Genomic DNA, 23,674 nt, shown 5'->3' with positions numbered 1-23,674 from the left:
TCACACGCCCAAGGCGCCCACGAGCAACGCGCTCACCGCGTCACGATTCGCGGGGACGTCTTCCCACCGCAGCTTCCGGCCCGCTTCGACCACAACCCCGAAACCCGCGTGCACGAGCACCCTCGCCTGACGCTGGCCGAGTTCCGGCCGCGCCGCCCGCAATTCCCGTTCCCAGACGGCGATGTGCTCGCGCTGCGCGCCGACCAAGGGCCGCTGCAGAGCCGCGGGGAGGCCCGCCAGTTCGGCGTTGGCGACGCTCGTGAGCGCGGTGTGCTCGAAGCTGTACGCCACATACGTCCGTGCCAGTGCGAGCAGGGCGTGGCGCGGGTCGTCGACACCGCGAAGGTTCTGTTCCACCGCCTGGGCCAGAATCCCCGCTGCCTGGAGACAGGCTGCGGCGAGAATGTCGGCCTTGCCGGGGAAATACCGGTAGAGCGCGGACGGCACCAGCCCCACCGCCTCGGCGATCCGGCCGTTCGTGACGTTGGCGAACCCGTCCTGCTCGAACAACGGGATGGCGGCCGCGATGATCTCCGACCGCCTGGTGCGCGACACCGGATCGGACGGCAGCTCGACGGCGTGCGTGCCCGCGCCGCCCGTCGCCGGGTCGGTCGCGGCCACCCGCAGCGCCGACTCCACCAGCACCTCTTCGACCCGGCGCTGGGCGATCGACGTGCGGTGCATCGTGATGGACCCGATCACGCCGAGCGCGGCCACGGCCCGCAGGCCAGCGTCGGGGAGCGGGTACTCCCGCCGCACCGCTTCGGTCATCCGGTCCACGACCTGCCCGAACTTCAGCGCGAGCGAGTGCCGGTCTTCGCGGTCGAGGTACCGGGATTCCCAGCGGTACAGGCCGCTCGACGCGCGATGGGTGACGGTGCCCCGCGTGACGGCGGCGAGCACGTCCGCCAGCGGCGCGCCGGGCGCGACCTCGTCGAGGGTGGCGGCGAGCCGGTCGGCCATGACGTTCGCGCACGCGGCGAACAGCGCGTACTTGTTCGGGAAGTGCCGGTAGAGGGCCGCCGCGGTGATGCCCACGTCGGCGGCGATCTCCTCCATCGACGCCGCGTGGTAGCCGTGTTCGCTGAAGATCCGCCCGGCCGCGTCGACGATCGTCTGCTTGCGGTTCCGGGGCCGGACGGCCGCGGTCGAGTCGGCACTCATCGCGGGTTCCGAGCGGCTGCGGACGGGAACGGGGCCATGCGGGGAAGTCAACCACGAACCGGATCACCACCACGGGAAATGTCCGGCCAGCCTCGTGGCCTGATGTGATTCCCGATTAACTTATGGGTTCTCAACCGGCGGTTTGGCATGCATACTGGCTTCGCGACCAGTCCGCTCCGATACCTGAGGATGGCCATGTCGACCGCTTCGGCCCCCGCCTCGTCCTTCCGGCATCACTGGATGGCGCACGCGGCGACGCACGCGATGATGCGACCGGACGAACCCGCCCTGCGGTACCTCGGGGAGACGACCACCTGGGCGGAGCTCTCCCGGCGGTCCTTGCGGTTGGCCGCCGGTCTCGCCGCACGAGGTGTCGCCGAAGGCCATCGGGTGGCCACGCTGACGCTGAATCACCCGTGGTTCGTGGAAACGGTGTTCGCCGCGAACAGCCTCGGCGCCATGGCCGTCCCGCTCAGCTTCCGGCTCGCGCCGACGGAACTCGACTACATCCTGGCCGACTGCGCGCCGTCCGCCATCGTCGTCGACGAGCGGCTTCTACCCCTGCTCGAAGCCGCGCCGAACGCCGCGTCGATCGGGACGGTGCTCGTCATCGGTGAGTCCTACGAGGAACTCCTGACCGCGCACGAACCGCTGGAGCTGCCCGACGTCAGCGAGGAGTCGACGGCGCTGATCATGTACACCTCGGGCACCACCGGCAGACCGAAAGGGGTGATGCTCTCCCATCGCAACCTGCAGATGCAGGCGATCACCTGCATCCGGGCGATGAAGATCTTCGACGACACCGACGTCGCGTTCCTGACCGCGCCCTTCTTCCACATCGCGGGGCTGGGGTCGATCGTGGCGAACTTTCTGGTCGGCGGCGTGGTCGTGATCCACCCACTGGGCGCCTTCGATCCGCGCGCGGTGCTCGACGCCTACGAACGCGAAGGCGCCACCGTGGTGTTCAACGTTCCCCAGCAATGGGACCTGATCTGCGCCCAGCCGGATATCGCCGAACGTGACCTGAAACTGCGGATCATCAGCTGGGGCGCGGCTCCCGCGTCCAGGGCGACGCTCCTCGCCATGGCCGAGAAATTCCCCGGCGCCCTCAACGTGGCCGTGTTCGGCCAGACCGAGACCTCCCCGATCACGTGCGTCCTCAGCGGCGAGGACTCGACGCGCAAGCTCGGCTCCGTCGGCAAACCGATCCCGACCCTCCAGTACCGCGTCGTGGACGACGACATGAACGACGTCGCACCGGGCGAGGTGGGGGAGATCGTCTATCGCGGTCCCACGGTGACCAAGGGGTACTGGAAGAAACCTCAGGAGACCGCGGAAGCCTTTGCCGGTGGCTGGTTCCACTCCGGCGATCTGGTCTCCCAGGACGAAGACGGCTTCATCTGGGTGGTCGACCGCAAGAAGGACATGATCATCAGCGGCGGCGAGAACATCTACTGCGCCGAAGTGGAGAACGCGATCTCCGCGCATCCGTCGGTACTTGAGGTCGCCGTGATCGGCCGTCCCGACGAGCGCTGGGGACAGGTGCCGGTCGCGTTCGTCACCACCCCGCCGGACGCCGCACCGTCCTTGGCGGACCTGGTCGGATTCCTCGACGGCAGGCTCGCGTCCTTCAAGATGCCCAAGGATCTCGTCGTGCTCCCCGAACTCCCGCGCAACGCGGGCGGGAAAGTGGTCAAGGGTTCGCTCCGCGACCTGGACGGGAAACGCGCACAGCACTAGCGAATCACTCATCGGATGCCTACCAAGGAAGTTAGGTCAGTAAATGAGCGATCTCAGCAGGAGGAATGTCCTGTCCCTCGGTGTCGCCTTGGGGCTGGTCGGCGCGGCGAGCGTCGCACCGGCCTGGGGTGCGACGCAGGCCGGTTCGGCCGCCGACCCGTGGTGGGTCTGGGACGACGAAATCGACCGCATCATGGCGAGGATCCTTGAGGCGGGCCAGGTTCCGGCGGTCAACACCGCGATGGGCTCCTGGGTGGACAACAACGATCCGCTGCCCGGCGGCCTGCCCGCCGATCTTGCCGGCTACCTCCAGCGCGTCCACAAGCTCCCGTCCTGGGCCGACCCCGCGAAGCTGCGCCGAGCGGCCGATTTCAACCGGCGCAAGGACACCTACCTGTTCATGCTGTACGGGCTCGGCAGCGGCATCATGAGCACCGTCATCCCGCGTGAGGCCAAATCGGTCTACTGGTCCGCCGGCGGGGCGGACATGCAGGACCGCGCGGCCAAGACGTTCACCTTCGGCTACGACCTGAGCGATCTGAACGCTTTCGAGCCCGACGGCCAGTTCGTGGTCACCGCCAACAAGACCCGGCTCGTGCACGCCGCGGTGCGGCATCTGCTGCCGCAGTCGGCGCACTGGAAGGCCGTCGCGGACGAGCGGATCCCGATCAGCAACGGCGACATCCTGGTCACCTTCCACAGCCTCGGCACCTACGTGCACCGGAAGCTGCGCGAGTGGAAGGTCCCGATGTCGGCCGCCGACGAAGAGGCCTTCCTCCACATGTGGCAGGTCGCCATCCACCTGCTCGGCGTACGGGAGGAGTTCATCCCGAAGACGTGGGCCGCCGCGCACGCGCAGTCGGCGCAGGTGCTCACCCCGATCCTTTCCCCGTCGCACGAAGGGAAAGAGCTCGCCGAAGACCTGCTCGGGCTGACCGCGCAGATCGATCTGGGCGTCACTCGCGGATTCCTCAACGAATTCGTGCGCTACGTGCTGAGCGACGCGATCGGCGACTGGCTCGGACTGCGCCGCGACTACGCGTCCGCCGCCCTCATCCGCACCGCGTGGCCCGCCTACATCGCCTTCCGTGAGGGGCTGATCCCCGTCATGCCCGCCGGCTTCTTCATGTTCGACCAGCTGGTGCGCGCGCTGGCGATGTTGTTCCTCAACAAGGGCACCTCGCCGACGACCACCCCCATCACGATCCCCACCGGGAACCGGCCGGGCGCCTGACCGCGCTGTCGCCTCGTGAGTGGTAAGGACGGTTCTAACCGTCCTTACCACTCACGAGCCCCAAACCCTCCTCCACATGACAATTTTCCGCGCCTCAGTAGTTTCCACGACGCGCGTCCCACCGGAGTCCCGCTATATCTGGGAATCCGTTCCGGCCTCGGAACGGTTCTCCCGAGAGGACATGCGCGATGAAGCGTGGATCACAGTGGGGCGCCGCGATTCTCAGTGCGGTGACCGCACTTGTCGTGGCCGCGGTACCGGCCGCCGCCGAAGAGAGTCCTTATGCCCGCGGCCCGGCGCCGACGAAAGCGAGTATCGAAGCGGATCGCGGCTCGTTCCAGACCGCCACCGAGAAAGTCCCCGCCGGGCAGGGTTTCGGGGGTGGGACGATCCACTATCCGACCGCCACCGGCCAGGGCACGTTCGGCGCGATCGCGATCGCGCCCGGTTTCCTGGAGTCGGAGGCGGCGATCTCCTGGTACGGCCCGCGGCTGGCGTCCCAGGGTTTCGTCGTCATCACGTTCTCGACCAACAGCGCCTGGGACACCCCTGACAAGCGTTCCGACCAACTGCTCGCGGCGCTGCGTTACGTCACCGATTCGAGTCAGGCCAAGAGCCGCGTCGACCCGAACCGGCTGGCTGTCATGGGGCATTCGATGGGCGGCGGCGGAGCGTTGATCGCGTCCCAGAAGGCACCGACGTTGAAGGCGGCCATCCCGCTGACGGGCTGGAATCCGAACACGACGTTCTCGGACCTGAAGGTCCCCACCTTCGTCGTCAGTGCCCAGAACGACTTCATCGCCCCGGACGGCTCCCATTCCCGGCCGTTCTACCAAAGCCTTCCCGCGTCGCTGGACAAGGCGTACATGCTGCTGGCCGGGGCCGGCCACATGGCGCCGACGAACCCGAACGTGACCATCGCGAAGTACAGCCTTTCGTGGCTGAAACGCTTCGTGGACGAGGACACCAGGTACGACCAGTTCCTGTGCCCGCTTCCGGCGAACGACCCGAAGATCGCCGTGTACCAAGGAACCTGCCCGATCGACTGACGCTGGGCGTCCCGCGGCCGCTGTGCTCCCCGAAGGTCACAGCGGCCGCTGCTCGACCCAGACGGCCAGCTGGGTCCGGTTGACGAAGTCGAGCTTGTGCGAAATGTGCTGCAGATGCGTCTCCACCGTGCGCCGGGCGATGACCAGCCTCGCCGCGATCTCCCGGTTGCTCAGGCCCGCCGCGACGAGCCGCGCGATCTCCGATTCGCGGGGTGTCAGCGGCGCGAGCACGGCCGGTTCGCCGACGGGCACGGACGACGGGCCGTGCAGGGCTTCATGCGGGTTCCGCCGCCGTCCCTCGGCGAACGCGGCGTCGAACCGCGCCTCCCCCAAGGCATCCCGGGTGGCCTTGTGGAACATCCGGTGGCTCATGGTGACCGCCACGTCGGGCTCGGCGCTGCAGCGGTCCCAGAGCGTGGCGGCGGTCCCGAACAACTCCGCCGCGTGGATCCAGTCCTCGCGCCGCGCGGCGACCCAGGCCAGGCCGTCCACCCGGTAGGCCGCGGACAGCACGTCGGAAGCGCGGAGGTCGATCTCCAGCGCGGCACGCATGCAGCGTTCCCCTTCGTCGAGGTCTCCTCCGAAACAGACCTCGGCGACCCCCAGCCCGAACAGGGCCATGGAGCGGTACCGGTACTCCCCCGCTTCCTCGCACAGACGGCGCATCGAACTCAGCAACGCCCGCGCTCCCGGGAGATCACCCCGGTAGGCCAGCGCGACCCCCTGGATGAACATCGGGTGCATCTGCCGCCGTACGTCGCCGCGCTCGCCGAAGATCCGCACGGCCTCCGCCGCACGGACCATGGTGTTCGGTTCGGTCGCCAGCATTCTCACGAAGGCGCTCGCGTGGGCGATGTAGGGCGCCGCGTCTTCGTCCTCGATCGCCTCGGCGGCGGCCAGCCGCCGCCGGGCGCGCGGCAGATCCGCGTGCAGCGCGGCGCACAGGGCCGCGATCGCCAGCCCCCTGGCCCGGCCCGGGGTCTCCGGCGGCGCCGCGTCGAGCGCGCGATCGATCCAGTCCCGCAGTTCCCATGCCGCGCCGCGGGCCACCCAGTATTCGATCGTGCCGGTGGCCATCTCCAGCGCCACCGGGCTTTCACCGTGGGTGCGAAGTGACCACGACAACGCTTCCCGGATGTCGGCGTGGGCGGCCGTCAGCCGGTCGTCCGTCTCGTCCTGCCCCGGCCCGAACCAGGCGTCGGCGGCCTGGGCGATGAGCCGGGCATAGTGGTCGCGGTGCTTCCTCGCCACGGCGAACTCGTCGCCGGAAGCGGCGAGCTGCCGTCCGCCGTATTCGCGGAGGAGCCGGAGCATCCGGTAGTGGACCCTGTCCGTGCCGTCGATCCTGGCCAGCACCGACTTGTCGACCAAACCGTCCACCGCGTCCAGTACGGCCAGAGAGTCCAGCCCGCCGTCCTCGGCACAGACGGCCTCGACGCCGGACAGGTCGAACTGCCCGGCGAACACCGAACAGCGCGCCCAGACGATCCGCTCGTTGTCGGTGCAGAGGGAGTGACTCCACTCGATGGTGGCGCGCAGCGTCCGATGCCGCTCGACGGGCATCCGGAGGCCGCTCGCCAGCACCCCCGAATTCGTCTCGACCCGATCGGCGATCTGCGACGGCGACAGGACACGGATCCGGGCCGCCGCCAGTTCGATCGCCAGCGGCAGGCCGTCGAGGCCACGACAGAGACGCACGACGTCCGCGACATTGCCTTCGGTGACCTCGAACGCGGGCAGGACGTTGGCGGCACGCTCCGCGAAGAGCCGTACCGCGCCGAACGTCAGCGCCGCTTCGGGTGTGCCGACCTCGTCGTCGGGCACGGCCAACGGCGGGATCGTCAGGACCTGCTCACCGGCGAGCCCCAGCGAGGAGCGGCTGGTGGCCAGGACCACGAGATCCCGGCAGTCGCGCAGCAAAGCCGTCACCAGGTCCACGCTGCCGTCGCGGAGATGCTCGCAGTTGTCCAGCAACAGCAACGAGCGCCGGGGACGCAGATACGCGACGACGGCGGCCAGGTCGGTGTGCCCCGCCGTGTCGTGCAGGCCGAGGCTGTCGGCGACCGCACGCGGGACGAGCCGTTCGTCCCGCAACTCCCCCAGCCCGGCGACCGCCACGCCGCCGGGGAAGTCCCGGGTGAGCGAACTGGCCACCTGGGCGGCCAACCGGGTCTTGCCCACCCCGCCGGCGCCCGTCAAGGTCACCAGGCGACCCACCCCGAGCAGCCGCCGGACCTCGTTCTCGTCTTCCGCACGGCTGACGTAACTCGTCAGGGGCCGCCGCCGGACCTCGCTGTCGCTCGTCATGTCCCTCATCACCCGCCGAACCGTCGATCTCCCATCGAAGCATGCCCGCCGGGAAGTGTGGGCTGTTCGCACCACAGCCGGGACCCCGCCGCATAATCCCCCGGACCGGTGACCGCGCGGGGAGCGACGGCTGAGAGACAGGTGGGACAGTCCATGACCGACCGGCTGGCCGTCGCCAGGGAGCAGGTCGAACGCACGCTCGGCCCGAAGGTCGCGAAACGGCTCAGCACGTTCGACAACGGGACCCTTTACGTCTCGGCGGGCGGGTGGGCCGAGTTGCTGGCCTGGTTGGTGGACTTCGCCGTCTACCTGCTGGGCGCGGCAGCCGGTTTCGTGGTTTTCGCGGTCGCCACCCGGAACAGCGTGCTCCCCGACAGCGCGGCCCTGCTGACCATGCTCGGCCTGCTGATCGGTGCCCCGGTGCTCTACGGCCTGTTCTTCGGCAACGGCCGCGTTGTCGGCGCCGCGCTCACCGGGACCCGGCTCGTCCGGGTCAAGGACGGCGGGCGGATCGGCGCGGCGGCCTGCTGGGCCATGCTCGTGCGCACCCTGCTGTTCCCCCTCCTGCTCGTCGCGATGGTGCTGGCCGGATCGGGCGGCGTCGGCTCGGTCAAGAGGGTCAGCATCGACGAAGAGGCAACCCGGCGGCTCGGTAGCGGCTAGGCCGTGTCCTGCAAGTCTGTTCGATGGGCTTCGTGATCCAGGTGGCTCCTGACGGTGCGGGCGGGTCGGCCTCGTACCGGGTCGTACTCGGCCGCACCCGCCCGTGCCGTCAGGGGCCGCCTGGGCGCGGAGACCGCGAACAGACTTGCAGGACACGGCCTAGGCCGCGTCCCACTCCGGCGCGTCGACGAAGTGGACGTCGTACCGCTCGTGCAGGCGCTCGACCTCCTCCGGCGCGACGTTCCCGCGCAGGATCTCAGGCAGCACGCGGAAATAGCCGAACCGGTCGACACCCGGCGCCAGCGTGATGAGGACGTCCGCGGCCCGCTCCGGCGGCGCGGCGAACGCGTGCCGCACACCCGGCGGGATCACGACGTAACCACCTCGCTCGACCGTGACCGTTTCCTCGCCCACCAGCATGCGCAGCGCTCCGTCCAGCACGTAGAAGGCTTCCGCGGATTTCTCGTGGTAGTGCGGTTTCGTGCCGGGCTCCCCGGCTCGAAGCGACAATCGGTTGGCACCGAGAAAACCGCCCGCATGCTCGCCGTCGGCCAGCAACCACAACGCGGGCTTCTCGATGACCTCCGCGTCCTTCTCCTGCATCACCCAGGCTTCGTTCGTCATCGCGTTCCCCATCTAGTTGAAGTCTTCAACCAAAACTAGACCGAAGTGGTTGAAGCCGTCAACTGTTACGGTGTGTGCCGTGACCGACTGGCTCGACCCGGAACAGCAGCGCGACTGGCGGGCGTTCATCGAAGGCTCCGTGCGCTTCATCGACCTGCTCGACCGGCGGCTGCGCGAGGAGCACGGCCTTTCCCTGGCCGAGTTCGAACTCCTGGTGCGGCTGTCCGAAGCCCCCGGCCGGTCGATGCGCATGGCGGACCTCGCGAAATCGGCGTACTACTCGCGCAGCCGGCTGTCGCACCGCGTCGGCGGGCTGGAGACCAGGGGCCTGGTCCGGCGGGAGTCGACCGCCGACGACGGCCGTGGCGTGCGGGCCCGGCTCACCGAAAAGGGGTACGAGACCCTGCTGCGCGCGGCGCCGGACAACCTCCGCACCGTCCGCGACCACTTCGTCGACGTGATCGCGCCCGAAGACCTCCAGGCCGTCGGCCGCGCCATGCGCGCCGTCTCCGGACGGCTCGATCTGTGACGTGTGTCCGGTGAGCGGCCCGTCCTGGCGACAACCGGTAATGTCCCGATCATGAGCGACGCGCCGCCGACCCCTTCCGAGGCCTTCGACCTTCTGCTCACCGGTAACCGGCGCTTCGTCGCCGGCACCCCGGAACACCCGAACCAGGACGCGGTACGCCGCGCCGAAACGGCCCCCGAACAGAGCCCTTTCGCCGTCCTCTTCGGCTGTTCCGACTCGCGGCTGGCCGCCGAGATCATCTTTGACCGGGGGCTGGGCGACCTGTTCGTCGTCCGCACCGCGGGCCACGTCGCCGGCGCGGAGGTGCTGGGCAGCATCGAGTACGCCGTCAGCATCCTCGACTGCCCCCTGGTCGTCGTCCTCGGCCACGACTCCTGCGGCGCCGTCGCCGCGACCCGCGCGGCGCTGACCGACGGACTCGGCACCAACAGCTTCGTCCGCGACGTCGTCGAGCGGGTCACCCCGAGTGTCCTCGCCGCCCAGGCCGCCGGGCTCACCGACAACGACGACATCATCGACGAGCACATCCGACACACCGTCGACCTCCTCGTCGACCGCTCCAGGCTGCTCTCCGACAAGATCGAGGCCGGGAAGACCGCCGTCGCCGGGCTCTCGTACCACCTGGCCGACGGCAACGCGCGGGTCGTCACCACCCGGGGATTGGGCTAGCCGCTGTCCGTTCGGTGGCTCCACACGGAGGTGTCGCGAAAGCCTCTCCCGGAAGGGCCGCGCCCGATCAGGCCGGTCTGAGGGTTAGGGCCAACCGTGTCTTGAGTACCTAGTGCAGGTGCACGCGTGAGCGACTCGTGGCGAAGCCCGGCCGTGGTCGTGTCGTCCGTCCAGTCACGCGTGTCGTCCGAACGGTCCCGCCGGACGTTGCGAAAGCCACTTTCGCAACGTCCGCCGCGGCCAGGTCGGCAAAGTGTCCTTTGTAGACAGGCGTCCCGCAAGTGGTCGCGCGGCCGGAGCGAGTCGCGAAAGCCACTTTCGCGACGTCTGATGTCTCGAAAGTGGCTTTCGCGACACGTGGGTTGGACTAAGCGGGCAGGAGCGCTCCCGCCAGCGCGAGTACGGTCCCGGCACCGGCCGCGACCAGGATCGTCGTCACCACGCCCCGCCGTAACACGAACAGCAGGACCCCGGCACCGGCGAGGACGGCGTACTGCCACGCCTGGGTCAGGCTGAGCGCGAGCGGGATCGCCGAGCCGAGGATGGCGCCGACGGCGGCCGGGCCTGCGCCGTCGAGGAACGCCCGCACGTTCGGGTTGCCGCGTAGCCGGTCGAAGTGCTTGGCACCGAAGAGAATGAAGAGGAACGACGGGGCGAAGGCGACCAGTGAGGCAAGGATGCCGCCGGCGAGCCCTGCCGCGGCGTAGCCGACGACGGCGACGGTCTGCACCACCGGACCCGGCGTGACCTGGCCGAGCGCGACCGCGTTGAGGAACTCCCCCGCGGTCATCCAGTGGTAGGTGTTCACCGCGTCGTCCTGCATGAGCGGGATGATCACGAAACCGCCGCCGTAGGACAGCATCCCGACCTTGAGCGCCACCCACGCCACCGACACGAACACGCCGGCGCCCGCGGCCGCGGCGGCCAGGGATTTGACGGGGACGGCGAACAGGGCGGCGGTGGACTCGCCGCGGCGTGAGCGGTTCAGGGTCAGCTCGATCAGGCCGCAGCCCAGCAGGACGAGCACCAGCCACGGACCGACCAAGGCGGCCGACGCGACCCCCGCGACGACGTACAGCGCCCAGCGCACGCGCCCCGTGGTGGCCGCGCGCCGCCATCCCGCCGGGATCAGGCCGGCGCCCGCGTGCACCGCGACGGCGGCGACCGCAGCACCCGCTCCCGCACCGGCGCCACGGACCCACGCGGGCGGCGATCCGGTGAGGAACAGCGCGGCCAGCGCCAAGATCACGATGAGGCCGGGCACGATGAACGCCGCGCCGCCGACCAGAGCCCCCGCGCGGCCTCGCACCCGCCACGCGGTGAAGATCGCCAGCTGGGTCGACGCCGGGCCGGGCAGCAGGTTGCAGGCGGCGATCGCGTCCTCGAACTCCTGATCCGACAGCCAGCCCCGGCGCTCCACGCACAACTTGCGGAGCAGGGCGATATGCGTGGGCGGGCCGCCGAAACCGATGCAGCCGATCCGGCCCCATTCCCGCAGGACGGTGCCCAGTCCAGGCGCGGCGATAGCGTCCTGAGTGGACTCGTCCGGCATCGCGGGCTCCTGTTCGCCGTGCGACGTCACCGGGCCGCCGGCTGGAACAGCTCGACCGGATTGCCCGCCGGGTCGTCGAACACGATCTGACGGCCGCCTGGTCCGGTCACGACGTCACTGCGGAACCGGACACCAGCCGCACGCAGCCTGGCGACTTCGGCGTCGATGTCGTCGACGAGGAGATGGATGCGGTTCCAGCCGCCCGGCGCCGGTTTCGTCCCGTCCGGCATCGGACGGCCCGCCGAACTCGCCGGACCGCTGAGCAGCAGCCGGAGATTCCCGCGCACCACGTCCGCGAACGCGGGCACCACACTCGAGCGCACGGCGAAGCCCAGGTGACCGGTGTAGAACTCGACGGCCGCCTCGACGTCGTCGACCAGGTAGCGCACACTCACCAGGTCCGAAGTCATGCCTTTTTCACCTCATCGTTCAGGTTCTTCACACCGAGCCGGGCGGTCAGGAAACCGATCCGGCGGTCCAGTTCGGCGGCGAGACGCCGGAACGCCGGGTAGGTCTCGCCCGCGTCGTCGATCTCCCTCGCCGGGTCCGGCAGGCTCCAATGGACGACGCGTGGATGCCCGGGAAACTCCGGGCAGACCTCGCGGACCCGGTCGCAAAGGCTGATCACCCAATGGAATCGCCTGTTCCGGAGACTGTCCACAGAGGACGGAACATGGTCGAGGACGATGCCGCGTTCGGCCATGGCGCGCACGGCGTCCGGATGCAGCGGTTTCGGATGGCTGCCCGCGCTGGCGACCTCGACCATCGAACCGGCCCGGTGCCGCAGCAGCGCCTCGGCCATCGGCGACCGTCCGCTGTTCCCGGTGCACACGAACAGCACTTTGAGCCGGGAACCGGCCCTCTTCGCGTCCGCCGGGTTCGGCACGAGGGCGGGATGCAGCGCGTTCCCCGCCTCGGCGAGCGCGTCCGCGCACCGCCCCAGGTCGAGGTGATAGTAGGTGTCACGACCGTCGAAACTGCTTCTCCGCGCCCTGACCAGCTCCGCGGTCCGAAGCTTGCGCAGGTGATAGGACACCAGGTTCTGCGGCTGACCGACCAGTTCCACCAGCTCACGCACCCGGCGGTCGCCCTGGGACAGCTCGCGCAGCAGCCGCCAGCGCAGCGGATCACTCGCCAGCCGTACGAACGGCGGCGGTTCGGACATCTCGACGGTCGCCACGCCCCGAAGGTACATCAATACAGGTTGATATATCTAGACCTCGGTGCCCGGGGACCGTTATCGTCGTCCGGTGCCGTCTCCCGAGATCGTGGAGTTGTCATGACCGCAGATCCGCCGCACCTGCCACCCAGCGACGAAAACCTCGAGAAACTGATCGACGCGCTGACCGAACGCTTCCCCGCCGGCCGCGCGGAGGTCGAAGCGATCGTCCACCGGCATTTCACCGAACTCAGTTCCCACGCCCCGGTGGACGCGTATCTCCTCCAGCTCACCGAAGGCAAGACCACGGACGAACTTCGCGCGCGTTACCCGGCTCATCACTGAGGGAGCCGGTTAGACGGCCCGGCGCCGGGTACCCCTCCGAAAAGTCTTTCGGAAGGAGTACCGGTGCCTGGCGGAACAGAGACGCTACGGCGATACCGGCGGGCGTGCGACTACCTCGCCGCGGCGATGATCCACCTCAAGGACAACGTCCTGCTCCGCGAGCCGTTGCGGCCCGAACATCTGAAGCCGAGGCCGCTCGGCCACTGGGGGACCTGCCCCGGATTGACGGTCGTGTACGCCGGCCTGAATCGCCTCGTTTCCGAGACCGGGCAACGAACCCTGCTGGTCACCGGGCCCGGCCACGGCGCGCCCGCCATCCACGCCAACCTGTGGCTGGAGGGGACCCACGCCGAATACGACCCACGGCTGTCCCTCGACGGAGGCGGAGCAGCCGAACTCGTCAAACGGTTCTCCTGGCCCGGCGGCTTCCCCAGCCACCTCTCCCCCGAGGTCCCCGGCGTCATCCACGAGGGCGGGGAGCTCGGGTACGCCCTCGCGACCGCCTTCGGGGCCGCGTTCGACGATCCCGGCCTGCTGGTCGCCTGCGTGGTCGGCGACGGAGAAGCCGAAACGGGGCCGACCGCCGCCGCCTGGCACAGCCCCAAGTTCACCGGCCGGGGTGACGGCAGAGTGCTGCCCATCCTGCATCTCAACGGCTACAAGATCGCGTCACCGACGATCTATGAAGCGATGTCCGACGACGAACTCGTCGCCTACTTCACCGGCTGCGGCTGGAGCCCGATCCTGGTGGACGTCCGCGACAGCGACGATCCGGACACACCGCTGGCCGAGGCCCTGACCCGGGCATACGCACGCGACACGGGCACGCCGTCGATGATCGTCCTGCGGAACACGAAGGGTTCGGGCCTGCCGCCCGCCACGCCGGACGGGACGCCGCTCGAAGGCACCTTCCACGCCCATCAGGTCCCTCTGTCCGGCGCCGCGGACGATCCGCGCGAGCTCGCCGCGCTGGAAAGCTGGCTGCGCTCCTACCGGCCGGAGGAACTCTTCGACGAACGCGGCGTCCCCGCGGCGGACATCCTGGAAGTCCCGCCCTCCCCGGCGCTGCGGCTCGGCCGGGTCCCGCAGGCCAACGGAGGACGGCTTCGCCGCGACCTGCCGCTGCCGGACGTCGCGAAGTACGCCGTCGCCGTCGGCGAACCCGGCTCCTCCGACGCCAGCGCTCCCGAAGTGCTGGCCGAGTGGCTGGCGGAGCTGGTCCGGCGCGCGCCGGACACGTTCCGCGTCGTCTGCCCGGACGAACTGGAGTCCAACAAACTGGGGGCGCTCCTCGAAGCGACGCCGCGGCAGTTCGACCGCGAGGTTCCCGGGTACACCGAACACCTCGGCCCGCGCGGCCGCGTGCACGAAGTACTTTCGGAGCACCTGTGCCAAGGATGGTTGCAGGGCTACCTGCTCACCGGACGCCACGGCCTGTTCCCCTGCTACGAAGCCTTCGTGTCCATTGTGGACAGCATGGTGAACCAGTACGCCAAGTTCCTCAAGATGTCGGGCGAGGTCGGCTGGCGCGCCCCGGTGGCGAGCTTGAACTACCTGCTCACCAGCGACGGCTGGCGCCAGGAGCACAACGGCTACAGCCATCAGGGTCCCGGGTTCATCAACCAGATGCTGACCAAGAAGGCCACCACGTCACGCATCTACCTCCCGCCCGACGCGAACACGCTGCTGGAGACGATGCACCGCTGTCTCGGCTCGACCGAGTTGATCAACGTGGTCGTCGCCGGCAAGCAGAGCGGGCCGCAATGGCTGTCAGCGGACGAGGCCCGTGCGCACTGCCGGGCAGGCGCCGGGGTCTGGTCATGGGCGGGCAACGGCGGAGACACCGCCGACGTCGTCCTCGCCTGTGCCGGGACGACTCCGACCGTCGAAACCCTCGCCGCGGCCCAGCTGCTGCGCGAAGAGGCGCCGGACCTGCGTGTGCGCGTGGTGAACGTGGTCGACCTGCTTTCCCTCTGCCCGCCGGACAGGCATCCGCACGGGATGTCCGATGAAGCGTTCAGCGACTGCTTCGGAGCGGGGATCCCGGTGGTGTTCGCCTTCCACGGCTACCCGTCCGCGGTGCACGAGGTCCTGCACGGACGCCCGGACACCGACCGGTTCCATGTCCACGGCTACCTGGAGGAAGGCACCACGACCACCCCGTTCGACCTGCTCGCGAGCAACCGGATGACCCGCCACGACCTCGCCGCCGACGCCGTCCGCCGGGCGGCGGGCTGGGCATCGGCGGGCGGGGACCTCGCCCGTGACCTCGTGCGGCGACGGGACGCGGTGCTGGCCAAGTCCTATCAGGACGGCCGAGATCCGGCGGAGATCACCGGATGGCGGTGGCGCCCATGAGGATCCTGACGGTCAATCCCGGCTCGGGAAGCCTGCGGCTGCACGTGGTCGACGGAGAGGACGTCGTCGATTCGGCGGAGATCGGAAAGCCGCCCGCCGACGCCACCGGGGAGGTCGAGTCCTTTGTGGATGGTTTGCCGGTGGACGCCGTCGCGTACCGGCTCGTGCACGGCGGGCCCGCGCTCGTCGCTCCGTCGGTGGCGGACTCCCGCGTGCGCGAGACGATCGCGAAGGCGAAATCCCTGGCCCCGCAACACGTTCCGAACACCGAAGCACTGCTGGACCGGCTGACCGGGCTGCTGCCGGACGTGCCGCACGTCGTCTGCCCGGACACCGCCTTCCACCGCGGCCTGCCGGAGATCGCGCGGACCTATCCCCTGCCCGCACGCTGGCGTGAACGCTGGGACCTGCGCCGCTACGGTTTCCACGGGCACTCGTTCGCGTGGGCGGTACGGCGTGCCGCCGAACTCCTCGGCCGTCCGGCGTCCGAGCTGAACCTCCTGGTGGCGCATCTGTCCGGCGGCAGCTCGGTCTGCGCGGTCTCCGGCGGGCGCAGCGTCGACACGTCGATGGGCTTCACCCCGCTCGAAGGCACGATGATGGCCAAACGATCCGGCAGCGTCGATCCCGGCATGCTGCTGTGGCTCCTGCGCGAGGGGCATGTCACGGTGGACGAGCTCGAAGACGGCCTCTATCACCACTCGGGGCTGCTCGGGTTGTCCGGCACCTCGGACGACACACGGGACCTGGTCGAGGACAGCCGATCCGGCGACGTCCGGGCACAGTTCGCCCTGGCGGTGTTCGAACACCGCGCCCGGCGCGAGCTCGCGGCCGTCGCGGCGAGCCTCGACCACATCGACGCGCTGGTGCTCACCGGAGACATCGGCTGGGACCAGCCCGAAGTCGCCGAAGCCGTCGCGAGCGGCCTCGGCGTGCTCGGGATCCAGGGCGGCCTTTCCCGCGAACGCTCCCGGGACGCGGTGATCAGCGAGCGCGGCGCGCGGACACCGGTTCTTACGGTGCGGTCGCGGGAGGAACTGTCCCTCGCCGCCGCGGCGGCCGCCGTCATCGGGTCAGGGCCGGCTGCCTGAGCCGCTCGGACCGCTTTGCCGGTGGTGTCGCGAAAGCCACTTTCGGGACACCAGACGTCTCGAAAGTGGCTTTCGCGACACTCCGGCGGGACAAGGAAGTGTCCCTTGTGGACATTCGAGCTCAGACGAGGCGGCGGGCACGCGACAGGGCGAGCCCTCCGAGGATCGCGGCGAGCAACCCGATCACCAGTGCGACGAACCCGCCGACGATCCCGTAGCCGGTGCCGGGGCCACCCTCGGCGGCGGCAACGACGTAACCGCCGCCCGCCATTCCGAGCAGTCCCGCCGTGAGCGCCACGAAGGCCCCGCGCCGGGTGTTGCCGGAGCGGATGCGAGCGAGGGCAAGCCCGCCGACGACCACCCCGATCACCCCCACCAGCGCGGCCACCAAGGACCAGAGACGACCTGAGGTCAGGTAGGCGGCGGCGATGGGCTCGGACAGCAGGTGGACCGGCATGGGTGCTCCTTCGTTCAACGGCTGGATGTCCCTGAATGGTGTCCGCCGAGGCCGCCGGGGGCGTCCGGTGAACGCAGACAATCCGGGCTACCGCCGATGCCGGAGAAGCGCCGGGACTACCGCGGGCGCGGTAGTCCGCGGATCGTCCGCGCGGAGGAGTCGCCCGGGCGGGCGGCTGGCTAGGGTTCACGCATGAGCAAGGTCTGGGACTGGGCGATCGCCGTCGGGGTGACGGCGGTCCTGCTGGTCACGGAACTGTCCGGAGTGGACTCACCCACGACCCTCGGCTGGCTGGGCCATCTTCTGCTGGTCGCCGGCGGTCTGGCGCTCGCCGCGCACCGCCGGGCGCCCATCACGGTGCTGGCCGTGACCGCGGTGTGCGCTTTGGGATACCAGGCCGTCGGCTTCGACGTTCCGGTCGTCGCTTATCTGGTCGCGGTCTACGCCGCTGTCCGGGCCGGTCACCGGATCGTCGCCGTCGCGGGATCGCTGCTCATGATCGCCGCCCTCCCGCTCGTACTCCTGGCCTCCGCCAACGCCGTCACCGTGGGCGAGGCACTCGCACAGAGCCGGGACGCGCTTCAGCTGGCCTGGCTGATCGCCGCCGGTGCGGCGGGCGAAGCGCTGCGGCAGGCCGAACGCCGGGCCGACGAGGCCGAGCGCACCCGTGAGGAGACCGCGCGGCGCCGAGCCGACGAGGAGCGGCTGCACATCGCACGGGAACTGCACGATTCGCTCACCCATCAGATCTCCGTCATCAAGGTGCAGGCCGAAGTCGCCGTCCACCTGGCGACCAAGCGGGGTGAACCGGTGCCGGAATCCTTGCTCGCGATCCGGGAAGCCGGCCGTGAGGCGACCCGGGAGCTGCGGGCGACCTTGGAGGCCTTGCGGGACGACGGGACGAACCCGCCGCACGGACTCGACCGGATCCCCGAGCTGGTGGACCGGGCGAAGTCGACCGGCCTGGACGCGACACTCGTCATCGAAGGGCAGCGGCCCGACCTGCCCACGGCGGTGGACCGCACCGCGTACCGGATCGTTCAGGAATCGCTGACCAACGTCGCCCGGCACGCCGCGGCCACGACCGCGTCGGTCCGGATCGACCACCGTCCCGGCGTTCTCGCCATCCGGATCGACGACGACGGCGAGGCCGCCCCGGGCATCACACCGGTGCCCGGTGTCGGCCTGCTGGGGATGCGGGAACGGGTCACCGCCCTCGGCGGCAGTCTCCACGCCGGACCACGAAGCACTGGTGGTTTCTCCGTCCAAGCCGAACTCCCCGTGGAGCGAACGTCGTGATCCGTGTCCTGCTGGTCGACGATCAGCCGCTTCTCCGCAGCGGCTTCCGCGCGCTGCTCGCCGCCGAGGACGACATCGAGGTCGTGGCCGAAGCCTCCGACGGGAGCGAAGGCGTGACACTCGCCAGGAAGCACCTGCCCGACATCGCCCTCATCGACATCCAGATGCCCGGTGTCGACGGCATCGAAGCGACCCGGCGCATCGCCGCCGATCCGGCCCTGTCCGGCGTGCACGTCGTCATCCTGACCAACTACGGCTTGGACGAGTACGTCTTCGACGCGCTGCGCGCGGGCGCGGCGGGATTCCTCGTCAAGGACATCGAACCCGAAGACTTCCTGCACGCCGTCCGCGTCGCCGCGCGTGGCGACGCCCTGCTCGCGCCATCGATCACCCGCAAGCTGATCGACCGGTACGTCACCCTGCCGCCCGGCGCCGGCACGGGCAGCGGGCTGAAGGAACTGACCAACCGCGAACGCGAAGCCGTCGCCCTGGTCGCACGAGGCCTTTCCAACGACGACATAGCCGATCGCATGGTGATCAGCCCGCTGACCGCGAAGACCCACGTCAATCGCGCCATGACCAAACTCCACGCCCGCGACCGCGCGCAACTCGTCGTGCTCGCCTACGAATCCGGCCTGGTCGTACCGGGTGAACAGGCACCAGGCTAGGGCCAACTGCCCGAGCCTCCCCGGGCGGACCGGACCGCTTTGCCGGTCCCGCGCGGGAAACCGTGCTTGCCGAGCCGGACCTCGGCCAGTTCGTCATCGTGAAGAACAGGGCGAGGAAGAGGCTCAGCATGAGCGCGCCCAGCACCGGCGCGGCCGGCAACGGTATCAGCGTCACCAGGAGCACGAACGCGCCCGCGAGCCACGGCAGCGCCTCGAAACAGATCCGGACGGCGAAGCGCAGCAGCCACGTGCGACCCGGTCGTTCCATGCGAATCACCTCTTGGTGATTACCCCTTTCCGCGTCGATTCATGTACTCGGCCGTGATTGCCGGAGAACCGGGCCGGGTAGCCCACCGATATGGCTGACCCGCGCACCCTGGCCCGCAAGCTGATCGACGAGCATCTCGTGGACGGCGAACCGGTCGCGGGTGCCGAGATCGGCCTGCGCGTCGACCAGACCTTGACCCAGGACGCGACCGGAACCTTGGTCATGCAGGAAGTCGAGGCACTGGGGCTCGACCGGGCGCGGACCGAGGTCAGCGTCCAGTACGTCGACCACAACCTTCTGCAGGCCGACGAAAAGAACGCCGAAGACCACGCTTTCCTGCGCTCGGCCTGCCGCCGGTACGGCCTCTGGTTCTCCAAAGCGGGCAACGGCGTCTCGCATCCGACCCATATGCAGCGGTTCGGCGTTCCCGGCCGGACGCTCGCCGGATCGGATTCGCACACCTGTGCGGCCGGATCGCTCGGCATGCTGGCGATCGGCGTCGGCGGACTCGAAGTCGCGCTGGCCATCGCGGGGGAACCGCTTCGCCTGCGGATGCCGGAGATCTGGGGTGTGCGCCTCACCGGCGAGCTGCCCGCCTGGGTTTCCGCCAAGGACGTGATCCTGGAGATGCTGCGCAGGCACGGGGTGAGCGGCGGGGTCCACCGGATCATCGAGTACCACGGCCCCGGCCTGAGCGGGCTCACCGCGATGGACCGGCACGTCATCGCGAACATGGGCGCCGAACTCGGCGCCACCACGACCGTCTTCCCCGCCGACGACGCCGTCCGCGCGTTCCTGCGAGCCGAAGGTCGCGAAGACGACTTCACCGAACTCCATGCCGACGAGCACGCCTCCTACGACGTCGAAGACGAGATCGATCTCGGGGCGCTGGAGCCGCTCGTCGCCAAGCCCTCGGCTCCCGACAACGTCGTCCCGGTCCGCGAGGCCGCCGGGACGCCGATCGGCCAGGTCGTCGTCGGGTCCTCGGCCAACCCGGGTTTCCGGGACTTCGCGGCCGCCGCGGCGCTGGTCAAGGGACGGCAGACGGCGGATTCGGTGAGTTTCGACGTCAATCCCACCTCTCGCCAGATCCTGGTCGATCTCACCCGCGCCGGGCACGTCACCGAACTGCTCGCCGCCGGGGCCCGGATCCACCAGGCGGGATGCCTCGGCTGCATCGGGATGGGCCAGGCGCCGGCGACCGGGCAGAATTCGCTGCGCACCTTCCCCCGCAACTTCCCCGGCCGCTCGGGAACCACCGACGACGCCGTGTGGCTCTGCTCCCCGGAGACCGCCGCCGCGTCCGCGGTGACCGGCGTCCTGACCGACCCGCGCGAGTTCGCCGCCGAACACGACATCCCGCGTCCCGATCTCGCGCCACCGGAGCGCTCCGCGGTGAACACGCGCATGCTCGTCGGGCCGCTGCCCCGATCCGAAGCAGCGGACGAGCAACTGGTGAAGGGCCCCAACATCTCCGGTCTCCCGGACTTCGATCCGCTGCCGGACCGGCTCGAAGCGCCGGTGCTGATCAAGACGGGCGACGACGTCTCCACCGACGAGATCTCCCCCGCGGGCGCCCGCGCCCTGCCGTTCCGCTCGAACATCCCGAAGCTGGCGGAGTTCACCTTCACCCGCATCGACGAGAGCTATCCCCGCCGCGCCGCGGAAACCGGCGTCCACTTCGTCGTCGGCGGTGCGAACTACGGGCAGGGCTCCTCCCGCGAACACGCCGCCATCACCGCCCGCCACCTCGGCCTCCGCGCGGTGCTCGCCCGCTCGTTCGCCCGGATCCACTGGCAGAACCTGACCAATTTCGGTGTCCTGCCGCTGGAATTCGCGGATCCGGCCGATTACGACCGGGTCTCCGCCGGAGACGTCCTCGTCCTCGAAGACCTCCACGAAACACTCGCCAAGGGGGAACTTTCCGCCCACAACCGGACCCGGGACGAGCGCTTCCCCGTCGGCCACCGGCTCTCCCCCTGCCGCCTCGAAGCGGTCCTCGCCGGTGGCCGGATCCCTTTGCTCGCCGAGAAGTGAACACCGAACCGGAGGAGGATGCCCGATGGCCGCCTGCGAAGTCTGCGGAAACGACTACGAGAAGACGTTCGAGATCCACACCGTCGAGGGAGCGAGGCATACCTTCGACTCCTTCGAATGCGCGATCCACCAGCTGGCGCCGATCTGCGAACACTGCGGATGCCGGGTGATCGGGCACGGAATCCAGGTGGAGGACCGGTTCTTCTGCTGCGCGCACTGCGCACGGGAAAGCGCGGTCGCCGGTAGCGAGAAGGCACGCGACGCCGTCGCGACGTCCTGAGCATTACGTCATTCGGGTGACAAGGGCTCCTCGGGGGCATGGCGAAACCGAGCGAGGGTATTCGGCAGGCCACCGTCCTCCGAGGAGATCCCATGATCACTCGCATGGTCATCAGCCGCGACAGCACCGCCCTCGAATGCGAAAGGTGTGGCCGGTCCGCGGTGCACGTCGCCCGCCTCGTCGCCGACAACGGTGGCGAGGTCGGGCAGACCCTCGTGTGCACCTTCTGCCGACCTCACCGCGCGGAACAGGCCACCCGCGAGGGCACCGCCCCACGCTGAAATCAGACCGCGAACCTCAAGACCGCGCCGACGCCCTCGGCCAGGCCCTCACCACTGACGGGGACGAGATCCGCCCCTTCGGCCAGAACGGCCGCCGGAAGCGCTTCGTCCGCGCGACACTGCGTGAGGTTTTCCGCGCCGGCCCCCGAAAGTTCGAGGTCCTCCTTCGCGGTCGCGACCTGCGTCGGATCGCCCGCGACCCAGACCAGCCGGTCGGCCAGCGACTCGCCGTCGATCAGCAGCATCTCCACCGCAGCCGACCGCAGGGCCGCCGTCGTACGTGCGAGCCCGTCCACCGCCAGCCCGCCGTCGCGACCCTGTTCGGCGCGGAATCGGTCGATCACGTCCTGGCGACGGCGTTCCGCGTGCTCCGCCAGCACTCGCCGCACCTCGGCTTCGAGCGCCTCCGGCCCGCTTCCTTCCGCCCGGCCGCCTTCTTCGAGCTCGACGACCTTCTCCGTCCCCCGCGGCAGGAGTTCGTCACGCACCAGCGCCCGCGCCTGCACCTCGCCCGCGAGCACCAGCACCTCGGCGCCGACCGCGTCGGCGAGCTTGACCGCCTCCCGCGCGACCTCCGCGGCGTTGCGTTCGGCGACGGCCTCCACGCGGTGCTGGATGTTCCAGTAGGCCGAACCACCGCCGCGCACCTTGTGCACCGGGTGGTCCTCGCCCTCGACGGTGCGCTCTTCGGCGCCGTCCTCGCCGACCGCGAACAGATCGGCCCCCGTCTTGTCCACGACCACCACCACATGCGGCACGGCAGCCGGGGTGAGCCGCAGAAGCGGGAGCAGGTACGGCTGCGGCGCGATGCGGGCGACCTCACGAGGCGGCGGCTCCACGAGTTCCTCGTCGAGCACCACCTCGCCACCCTCCGCGACTAGGGCACGCCCGGCCCTGCCCTCCGAAGGCGGCGCGGCGGCCACCGCCGCGTCGAGCGCGTCGAGTGTCCGCTCCTCCGCGCCTTCGTCGGCCAGCCGCTTGCGGATCGACCGCCAGCGCAGGTCCAGCTGCGCGGCGGCGTCCTCCGTGTTGTGCGAGTTGTCGAAGTAGACCGACGCGAACGGTCCTTCGCGCACGGTGACCTGCCGGAGCGTTGAAGTGTGCACGGTGTCTCCTGTCTCGTCGGTTCCGCTTTCGATCTTCGGGTACCCGGGAGAAGGCCGGTGAATCATGGCTCCTGCCCCAGGGCGGGCTCAAGTACATGAAGGCCCCCTTCCTTGCGCCAGGCGCAAGGAAGGGGGCCTTCATGTACTTGAGTAGCGCTCCGAATTCTTCTTTCCGTCGGCGGGGGATGTGCCCGTAGAATGGGGCGATGTCGGGGGACGAGTCGAAGAAGACCGATGACGAGCCGGACTACAAGAAGTGGGGCGTCATCATCGGCTCGATCAGCGGGGTTTTCGCCATTCTGGCGGCCGTCAATACGCTGACCGGGTTCAATCCGCTGAAGGGCCTAGCGCCCTCACCCACCAGCCAGACATCGGCTTCACGGCCGCTCGCCGTGGCCACGAGCGTGCCGCGGACCACCCCGTCGCGGACGACCCGCGAACCGGCGCGGACCACGGAGAAGGCGCCCACCACCCGGGCCGCCCGGACGACACCACCGGCACGGCCGGATTTCCAGGTGCGCTCCTCGCAGTGGAACGGGCCGTGCAACGACAACGCCTGCTCGATGAGCGCGGTCTTCCGCAACAACGGCGGCACGGGTTCCGGGACCGCGACGTTCTTCGTGCTGTGGCCGGACAAGTTCAGCTACCTCGCGCAATGTTCCGTCGTACTGCCCAGAACGGGCGAGAACGATTTCACCACCGCCGGATGCGTCGCGAGCAGCGCGCAGCTCCAGAACTATTTCCGCACCCACCGTGGCGGAACCGTGCGCCTGTACGTCAAGGCCGAAAGCTGA

General features: G+C 69.7%; 23 protein-coding genes. 15 read left to right on the top strand and 8 right to left on the bottom strand.

Features of this window, described 5'->3' with window-relative positions; genetic code table 11:
- Positions 1-1,164: a TetR/AcrR family transcriptional regulator gene (locus DMH01_RS33465; protein ID WP_125681913.1), complete on the bottom strand. Its 1,164-nt coding sequence runs from the start codon at positions 1,162-1,164 to the stop codon at positions 1-3.
- Positions 1,165-1,359: 195 nt separating this feature from the next.
- Here DMH01_RS33465 and DMH01_RS33460 point away from each other — a divergent pair, with 195 nt between their 5' ends.
- From DMH01_RS33460 to DMH01_RS33450, 3 genes are all read left to right on the top strand, one after another.
- A complete protein-coding gene (locus DMH01_RS33460) occupies positions 1,360-2,904 on the top strand; it encodes an AMP-binding protein (RefSeq protein ID WP_125681911.1) in 1,545 nt (514 codons plus the stop codon).
- 43 nt (positions 2,905-2,947) lie between these two features.
- Entirely contained in the window at positions 2,948-4,138 is a 1,191-nt protein-coding gene (locus DMH01_RS33455; protein WP_125681909.1) for an oxygenase MpaB family protein, read from the top strand.
- Between the two features lie 188 nt (positions 4,139-4,326).
- On the top strand, positions 4,327-5,187 hold the full coding sequence (locus tag DMH01_RS33450; RefSeq protein ID WP_125681907.1) for a dienelactone hydrolase family protein: 861 nt from the start codon (positions 4,327-4,329) through the stop codon (positions 5,185-5,187).
- 36 nt (positions 5,188-5,223) lie between these two features.
- Here DMH01_RS33450 and DMH01_RS33445 read toward each other — a convergent pair whose 3' ends face one another.
- Positions 5,224-7,494, bottom strand: coding sequence for a LuxR C-terminal-related transcriptional regulator (locus tag DMH01_RS33445; protein WP_125681905.1), 2,271 nt, complete (start codon positions 7,492-7,494; stop codon positions 5,224-5,226).
- Between the two features lie 153 nt (positions 7,495-7,647).
- Between DMH01_RS33445 and DMH01_RS33440 the strand changes: the two genes are divergently transcribed.
- A complete protein-coding gene (locus tag DMH01_RS33440; RefSeq protein ID WP_125681903.1) occupies positions 7,648-8,157 on the top strand; it encodes a hypothetical protein in 510 nt (169 codons plus the stop codon).
- 159 nt (positions 8,158-8,316) lie between these two features.
- Here DMH01_RS33440 and DMH01_RS33435 read toward each other — a convergent pair whose 3' ends face one another.
- The gene (locus tag DMH01_RS33435) at positions 8,317-8,781 is read right to left on the bottom strand and encodes a cupin domain-containing protein (protein ID WP_233621755.1); all 465 of its coding nucleotides are present in this window, start codon (positions 8,779-8,781) and stop codon (positions 8,317-8,319) included.
- A 79-nt stretch (positions 8,782-8,860) separates the two neighbouring features.
- Between DMH01_RS33435 and DMH01_RS33430 the strand changes: the two genes are divergently transcribed.
- Together DMH01_RS33430 and DMH01_RS33425 are read left to right on the top strand one after the other, a co-directional pair.
- Positions 8,861-9,310 (top strand): MarR family winged helix-turn-helix transcriptional regulator, encoded by a 450-nt coding sequence (locus tag DMH01_RS33430; protein ID WP_233621754.1) that lies wholly within the window; start codon positions 8,861-8,863, stop codon positions 9,308-9,310.
- A gap of 51 nt (positions 9,311-9,361) precedes the next feature.
- Complete coding sequence (locus tag DMH01_RS33425) at positions 9,362-9,979, top strand: carbonic anhydrase (RefSeq protein ID WP_125681898.1); 618 nt, start codon at positions 9,362-9,364, stop codon at positions 9,977-9,979.
- A gap of 367 nt (positions 9,980-10,346) precedes the next feature.
- Here DMH01_RS33425 and chrA read toward each other — a convergent pair whose 3' ends face one another.
- Genes chrA through DMH01_RS33410 form a run of 3 tightly spaced genes read right to left on the bottom strand, consistent with a single transcriptional unit; the run spans position 10,347 to position 12,726 of the window.
- Complete coding sequence (gene chrA, locus DMH01_RS33420) at positions 10,347-11,531, bottom strand: chromate efflux transporter (protein ID WP_125681896.1); 1,185 nt, start codon at positions 11,529-11,531, stop codon at positions 10,347-10,349.
- Positions 11,532-11,557: 26 nt separating this feature from the next.
- The gene (locus tag DMH01_RS33415; RefSeq protein WP_125681894.1) at positions 11,558-11,941 is read right to left on the bottom strand and encodes a VOC family protein; all 384 of its coding nucleotides are present in this window, start codon (positions 11,939-11,941) and stop codon (positions 11,558-11,560) included.
- Positions 11,938-12,726, bottom strand: coding sequence for an ArsR family transcriptional regulator (locus DMH01_RS33410; protein ID WP_199745727.1), 789 nt, complete (start codon positions 12,724-12,726; stop codon positions 11,938-11,940). The genes DMH01_RS33415 and DMH01_RS33410 overlap by 4 nt, the downstream gene beginning before the upstream one ends.
- An 84-nt stretch (positions 12,727-12,810) precedes the next feature.
- Here DMH01_RS33410 and DMH01_RS33405 point away from each other — a divergent pair, with 84 nt between their 5' ends.
- The 3 genes from DMH01_RS33405 (at position 12,811) to DMH01_RS33395 (ending at position 16,484) form a co-directional block, all read left to right on the top strand.
- The gene (locus DMH01_RS33405; RefSeq protein ID WP_125681890.1) at positions 12,811-13,035 is read left to right on the top strand and encodes a three-helix bundle dimerization domain-containing protein; all 225 of its coding nucleotides are present in this window, start codon (positions 12,811-12,813) and stop codon (positions 13,033-13,035) included.
- Between the two features lie 63 nt (positions 13,036-13,098).
- On the top strand, positions 13,099-15,393 hold the full coding sequence (locus DMH01_RS33400) for a phosphoketolase family protein (RefSeq protein ID WP_125681888.1): 2,295 nt from the start codon (positions 13,099-13,101) through the stop codon (positions 15,391-15,393).
- Positions 15,390-16,484: an acetate/propionate family kinase gene (locus DMH01_RS33395; protein WP_370323576.1), complete on the top strand. Its 1,095-nt coding sequence runs from the start codon at positions 15,390-15,392 to the stop codon at positions 16,482-16,484. Before DMH01_RS33400 ends, DMH01_RS33395 begins: the two co-directional genes overlap by 4 nt.
- A 121-nt stretch (positions 16,485-16,605) precedes the next feature.
- Here the strand turns inward: DMH01_RS33395 and DMH01_RS33390 are convergent, their stop codons facing one another.
- On the bottom strand, positions 16,606-16,941 hold the full coding sequence (locus tag DMH01_RS33390; RefSeq protein WP_125681886.1) for a DUF6223 family protein: 336 nt from the start codon (positions 16,939-16,941) through the stop codon (positions 16,606-16,608).
- Between the two features lie 192 nt (positions 16,942-17,133).
- On the opposite strand from DMH01_RS33390, the gene DMH01_RS33385 reads away from it, so the two are divergent.
- The 5 genes from DMH01_RS33385 (at position 17,134) to DMH01_RS33365 (ending at position 21,774) form a co-directional block, all read left to right on the top strand.
- The gene (locus DMH01_RS33385; RefSeq protein ID WP_125681884.1) at positions 17,134-18,240 is read left to right on the top strand and encodes a sensor histidine kinase; all 1,107 of its coding nucleotides are present in this window, start codon (positions 17,134-17,136) and stop codon (positions 18,238-18,240) included.
- Positions 18,237-18,908, top strand: coding sequence for a response regulator transcription factor (locus DMH01_RS33380; protein WP_125681882.1), 672 nt, complete (start codon positions 18,237-18,239; stop codon positions 18,906-18,908). The genes DMH01_RS33385 and DMH01_RS33380 overlap by 4 nt, the downstream gene beginning before the upstream one ends.
- Positions 18,909-19,266: 358 nt before the next feature.
- Positions 19,267-21,213, top strand: coding sequence for an aconitate hydratase (locus DMH01_RS33375; protein ID WP_125681880.1), 1,947 nt, complete (start codon positions 19,267-19,269; stop codon positions 21,211-21,213).
- Positions 21,214-21,238: 25 nt separating this feature from the next.
- Complete coding sequence (locus tag DMH01_RS33370; RefSeq protein WP_125681878.1) at positions 21,239-21,493, top strand: Prokaryotic metallothionein; 255 nt, start codon at positions 21,239-21,241, stop codon at positions 21,491-21,493.
- Positions 21,494-21,585: 92 nt separating this feature from the next.
- The gene (locus tag DMH01_RS33365; protein WP_125681876.1) at positions 21,586-21,774 is read left to right on the top strand and encodes a hypothetical protein; all 189 of its coding nucleotides are present in this window, start codon (positions 21,586-21,588) and stop codon (positions 21,772-21,774) included.
- Between the two features lie 2 nt (positions 21,775-21,776).
- Here the strand turns inward: DMH01_RS33365 and DMH01_RS33360 are convergent, their stop codons facing one another.
- Positions 21,777-22,880, bottom strand: coding sequence for a Vms1/Ankzf1 family peptidyl-tRNA hydrolase (locus DMH01_RS33360; RefSeq protein ID WP_125681875.1), 1,104 nt, complete (start codon positions 22,878-22,880; stop codon positions 21,777-21,779).
- A 206-nt stretch (positions 22,881-23,086) separates the two neighbouring features.
- On the opposite strand from DMH01_RS33360, the gene DMH01_RS33355 reads away from it, so the two are divergent.
- Complete coding sequence (locus DMH01_RS33355) at positions 23,087-23,674, top strand: hypothetical protein (protein ID WP_125681873.1); 588 nt, start codon at positions 23,087-23,089, stop codon at positions 23,672-23,674.

Source organism: Amycolatopsis sp. WAC 04182, assembly GCF_003947465.1.
Classification (GTDB): Bacteria; Actinomycetota; Actinomycetes; order Mycobacteriales; family Pseudonocardiaceae; genus Amycolatopsis.
Note: the sequence above shows the minus strand (reverse complement) of the source record. Positions and strands in the feature narration are given on the sequence as shown.

Coding starts and splice junctions, on each gene's coding strand:
- DMH01_RS33440 (WP_125681903.1), top strand. CDS start 7,648: ATGACCGACCGGCTGGCCGTCGCCAGGGAGCAGGTCGAACGCACGCTC.
- DMH01_RS33415 (WP_125681894.1), bottom strand. CDS start 11,941: ATGACTTCGGACCTGGTGAGTGTGCGCTACCTGGTCGACGACGTCGAG.
- DMH01_RS33370 (WP_125681878.1), top strand. CDS start 21,239: ATGGCCGCCTGCGAAGTCTGCGGAAACGACTACGAGAAGACGTTCGAG.
- DMH01_RS33435 (WP_233621755.1), bottom strand. CDS start 8,781: ATGACGAACGAAGCCTGGGTGATGCAGGAGAAGGACGCGGAGGTCATC.
- DMH01_RS33460 (WP_125681911.1), top strand. CDS start 1,360: ATGTCGACCGCTTCGGCCCCCGCCTCGTCCTTCCGGCATCACTGGATG.
- chrA (WP_125681896.1), bottom strand. CDS start 11,531: ATGCCGGACGAGTCCACTCAGGACGCTATCGCCGCGCCTGGACTGGGC.
- DMH01_RS33355 (WP_125681873.1), top strand. CDS start 23,087: ATGTCGGGGGACGAGTCGAAGAAGACCGATGACGAGCCGGACTACAAG.
- DMH01_RS33395 (WP_370323576.1), top strand. CDS start 15,390: ATGAGGATCCTGACGGTCAATCCCGGCTCGGGAAGCCTGCGGCTGCAC.
- DMH01_RS33425 (WP_125681898.1), top strand. CDS start 9,362: ATGAGCGACGCGCCGCCGACCCCTTCCGAGGCCTTCGACCTTCTGCTC.
- DMH01_RS33455 (WP_125681909.1), top strand. CDS start 2,948: ATGAGCGATCTCAGCAGGAGGAATGTCCTGTCCCTCGGTGTCGCCTTG.
- DMH01_RS33410 (WP_199745727.1), bottom strand. CDS start 12,726: ATGTACCTTCGGGGCGTGGCGACCGTCGAGATGTCCGAACCGCCGCCG.
- DMH01_RS33375 (WP_125681880.1), top strand. CDS start 19,267: ATGGCTGACCCGCGCACCCTGGCCCGCAAGCTGATCGACGAGCATCTC.
- DMH01_RS33365 (WP_125681876.1), top strand. CDS start 21,586: ATGATCACTCGCATGGTCATCAGCCGCGACAGCACCGCCCTCGAATGC.
- DMH01_RS33450 (WP_125681907.1), top strand. CDS start 4,327: ATGAAGCGTGGATCACAGTGGGGCGCCGCGATTCTCAGTGCGGTGACC.
- DMH01_RS33405 (WP_125681890.1), top strand. CDS start 12,811: ATGACCGCAGATCCGCCGCACCTGCCACCCAGCGACGAAAACCTCGAG.
- DMH01_RS33445 (WP_125681905.1), bottom strand. CDS start 7,494: ATGACGAGCGACAGCGAGGTCCGGCGGCGGCCCCTGACGAGTTACGTC.
- DMH01_RS33390 (WP_125681886.1), bottom strand. CDS start 16,941: ATGCCGGTCCACCTGCTGTCCGAGCCCATCGCCGCCGCCTACCTGACC.
- DMH01_RS33385 (WP_125681884.1), top strand. CDS start 17,134: ATGAGCAAGGTCTGGGACTGGGCGATCGCCGTCGGGGTGACGGCGGTC.
- DMH01_RS33465 (WP_125681913.1), bottom strand. CDS start 1,164: ATGAGTGCCGACTCGACCGCGGCCGTCCGGCCCCGGAACCGCAAGCAG.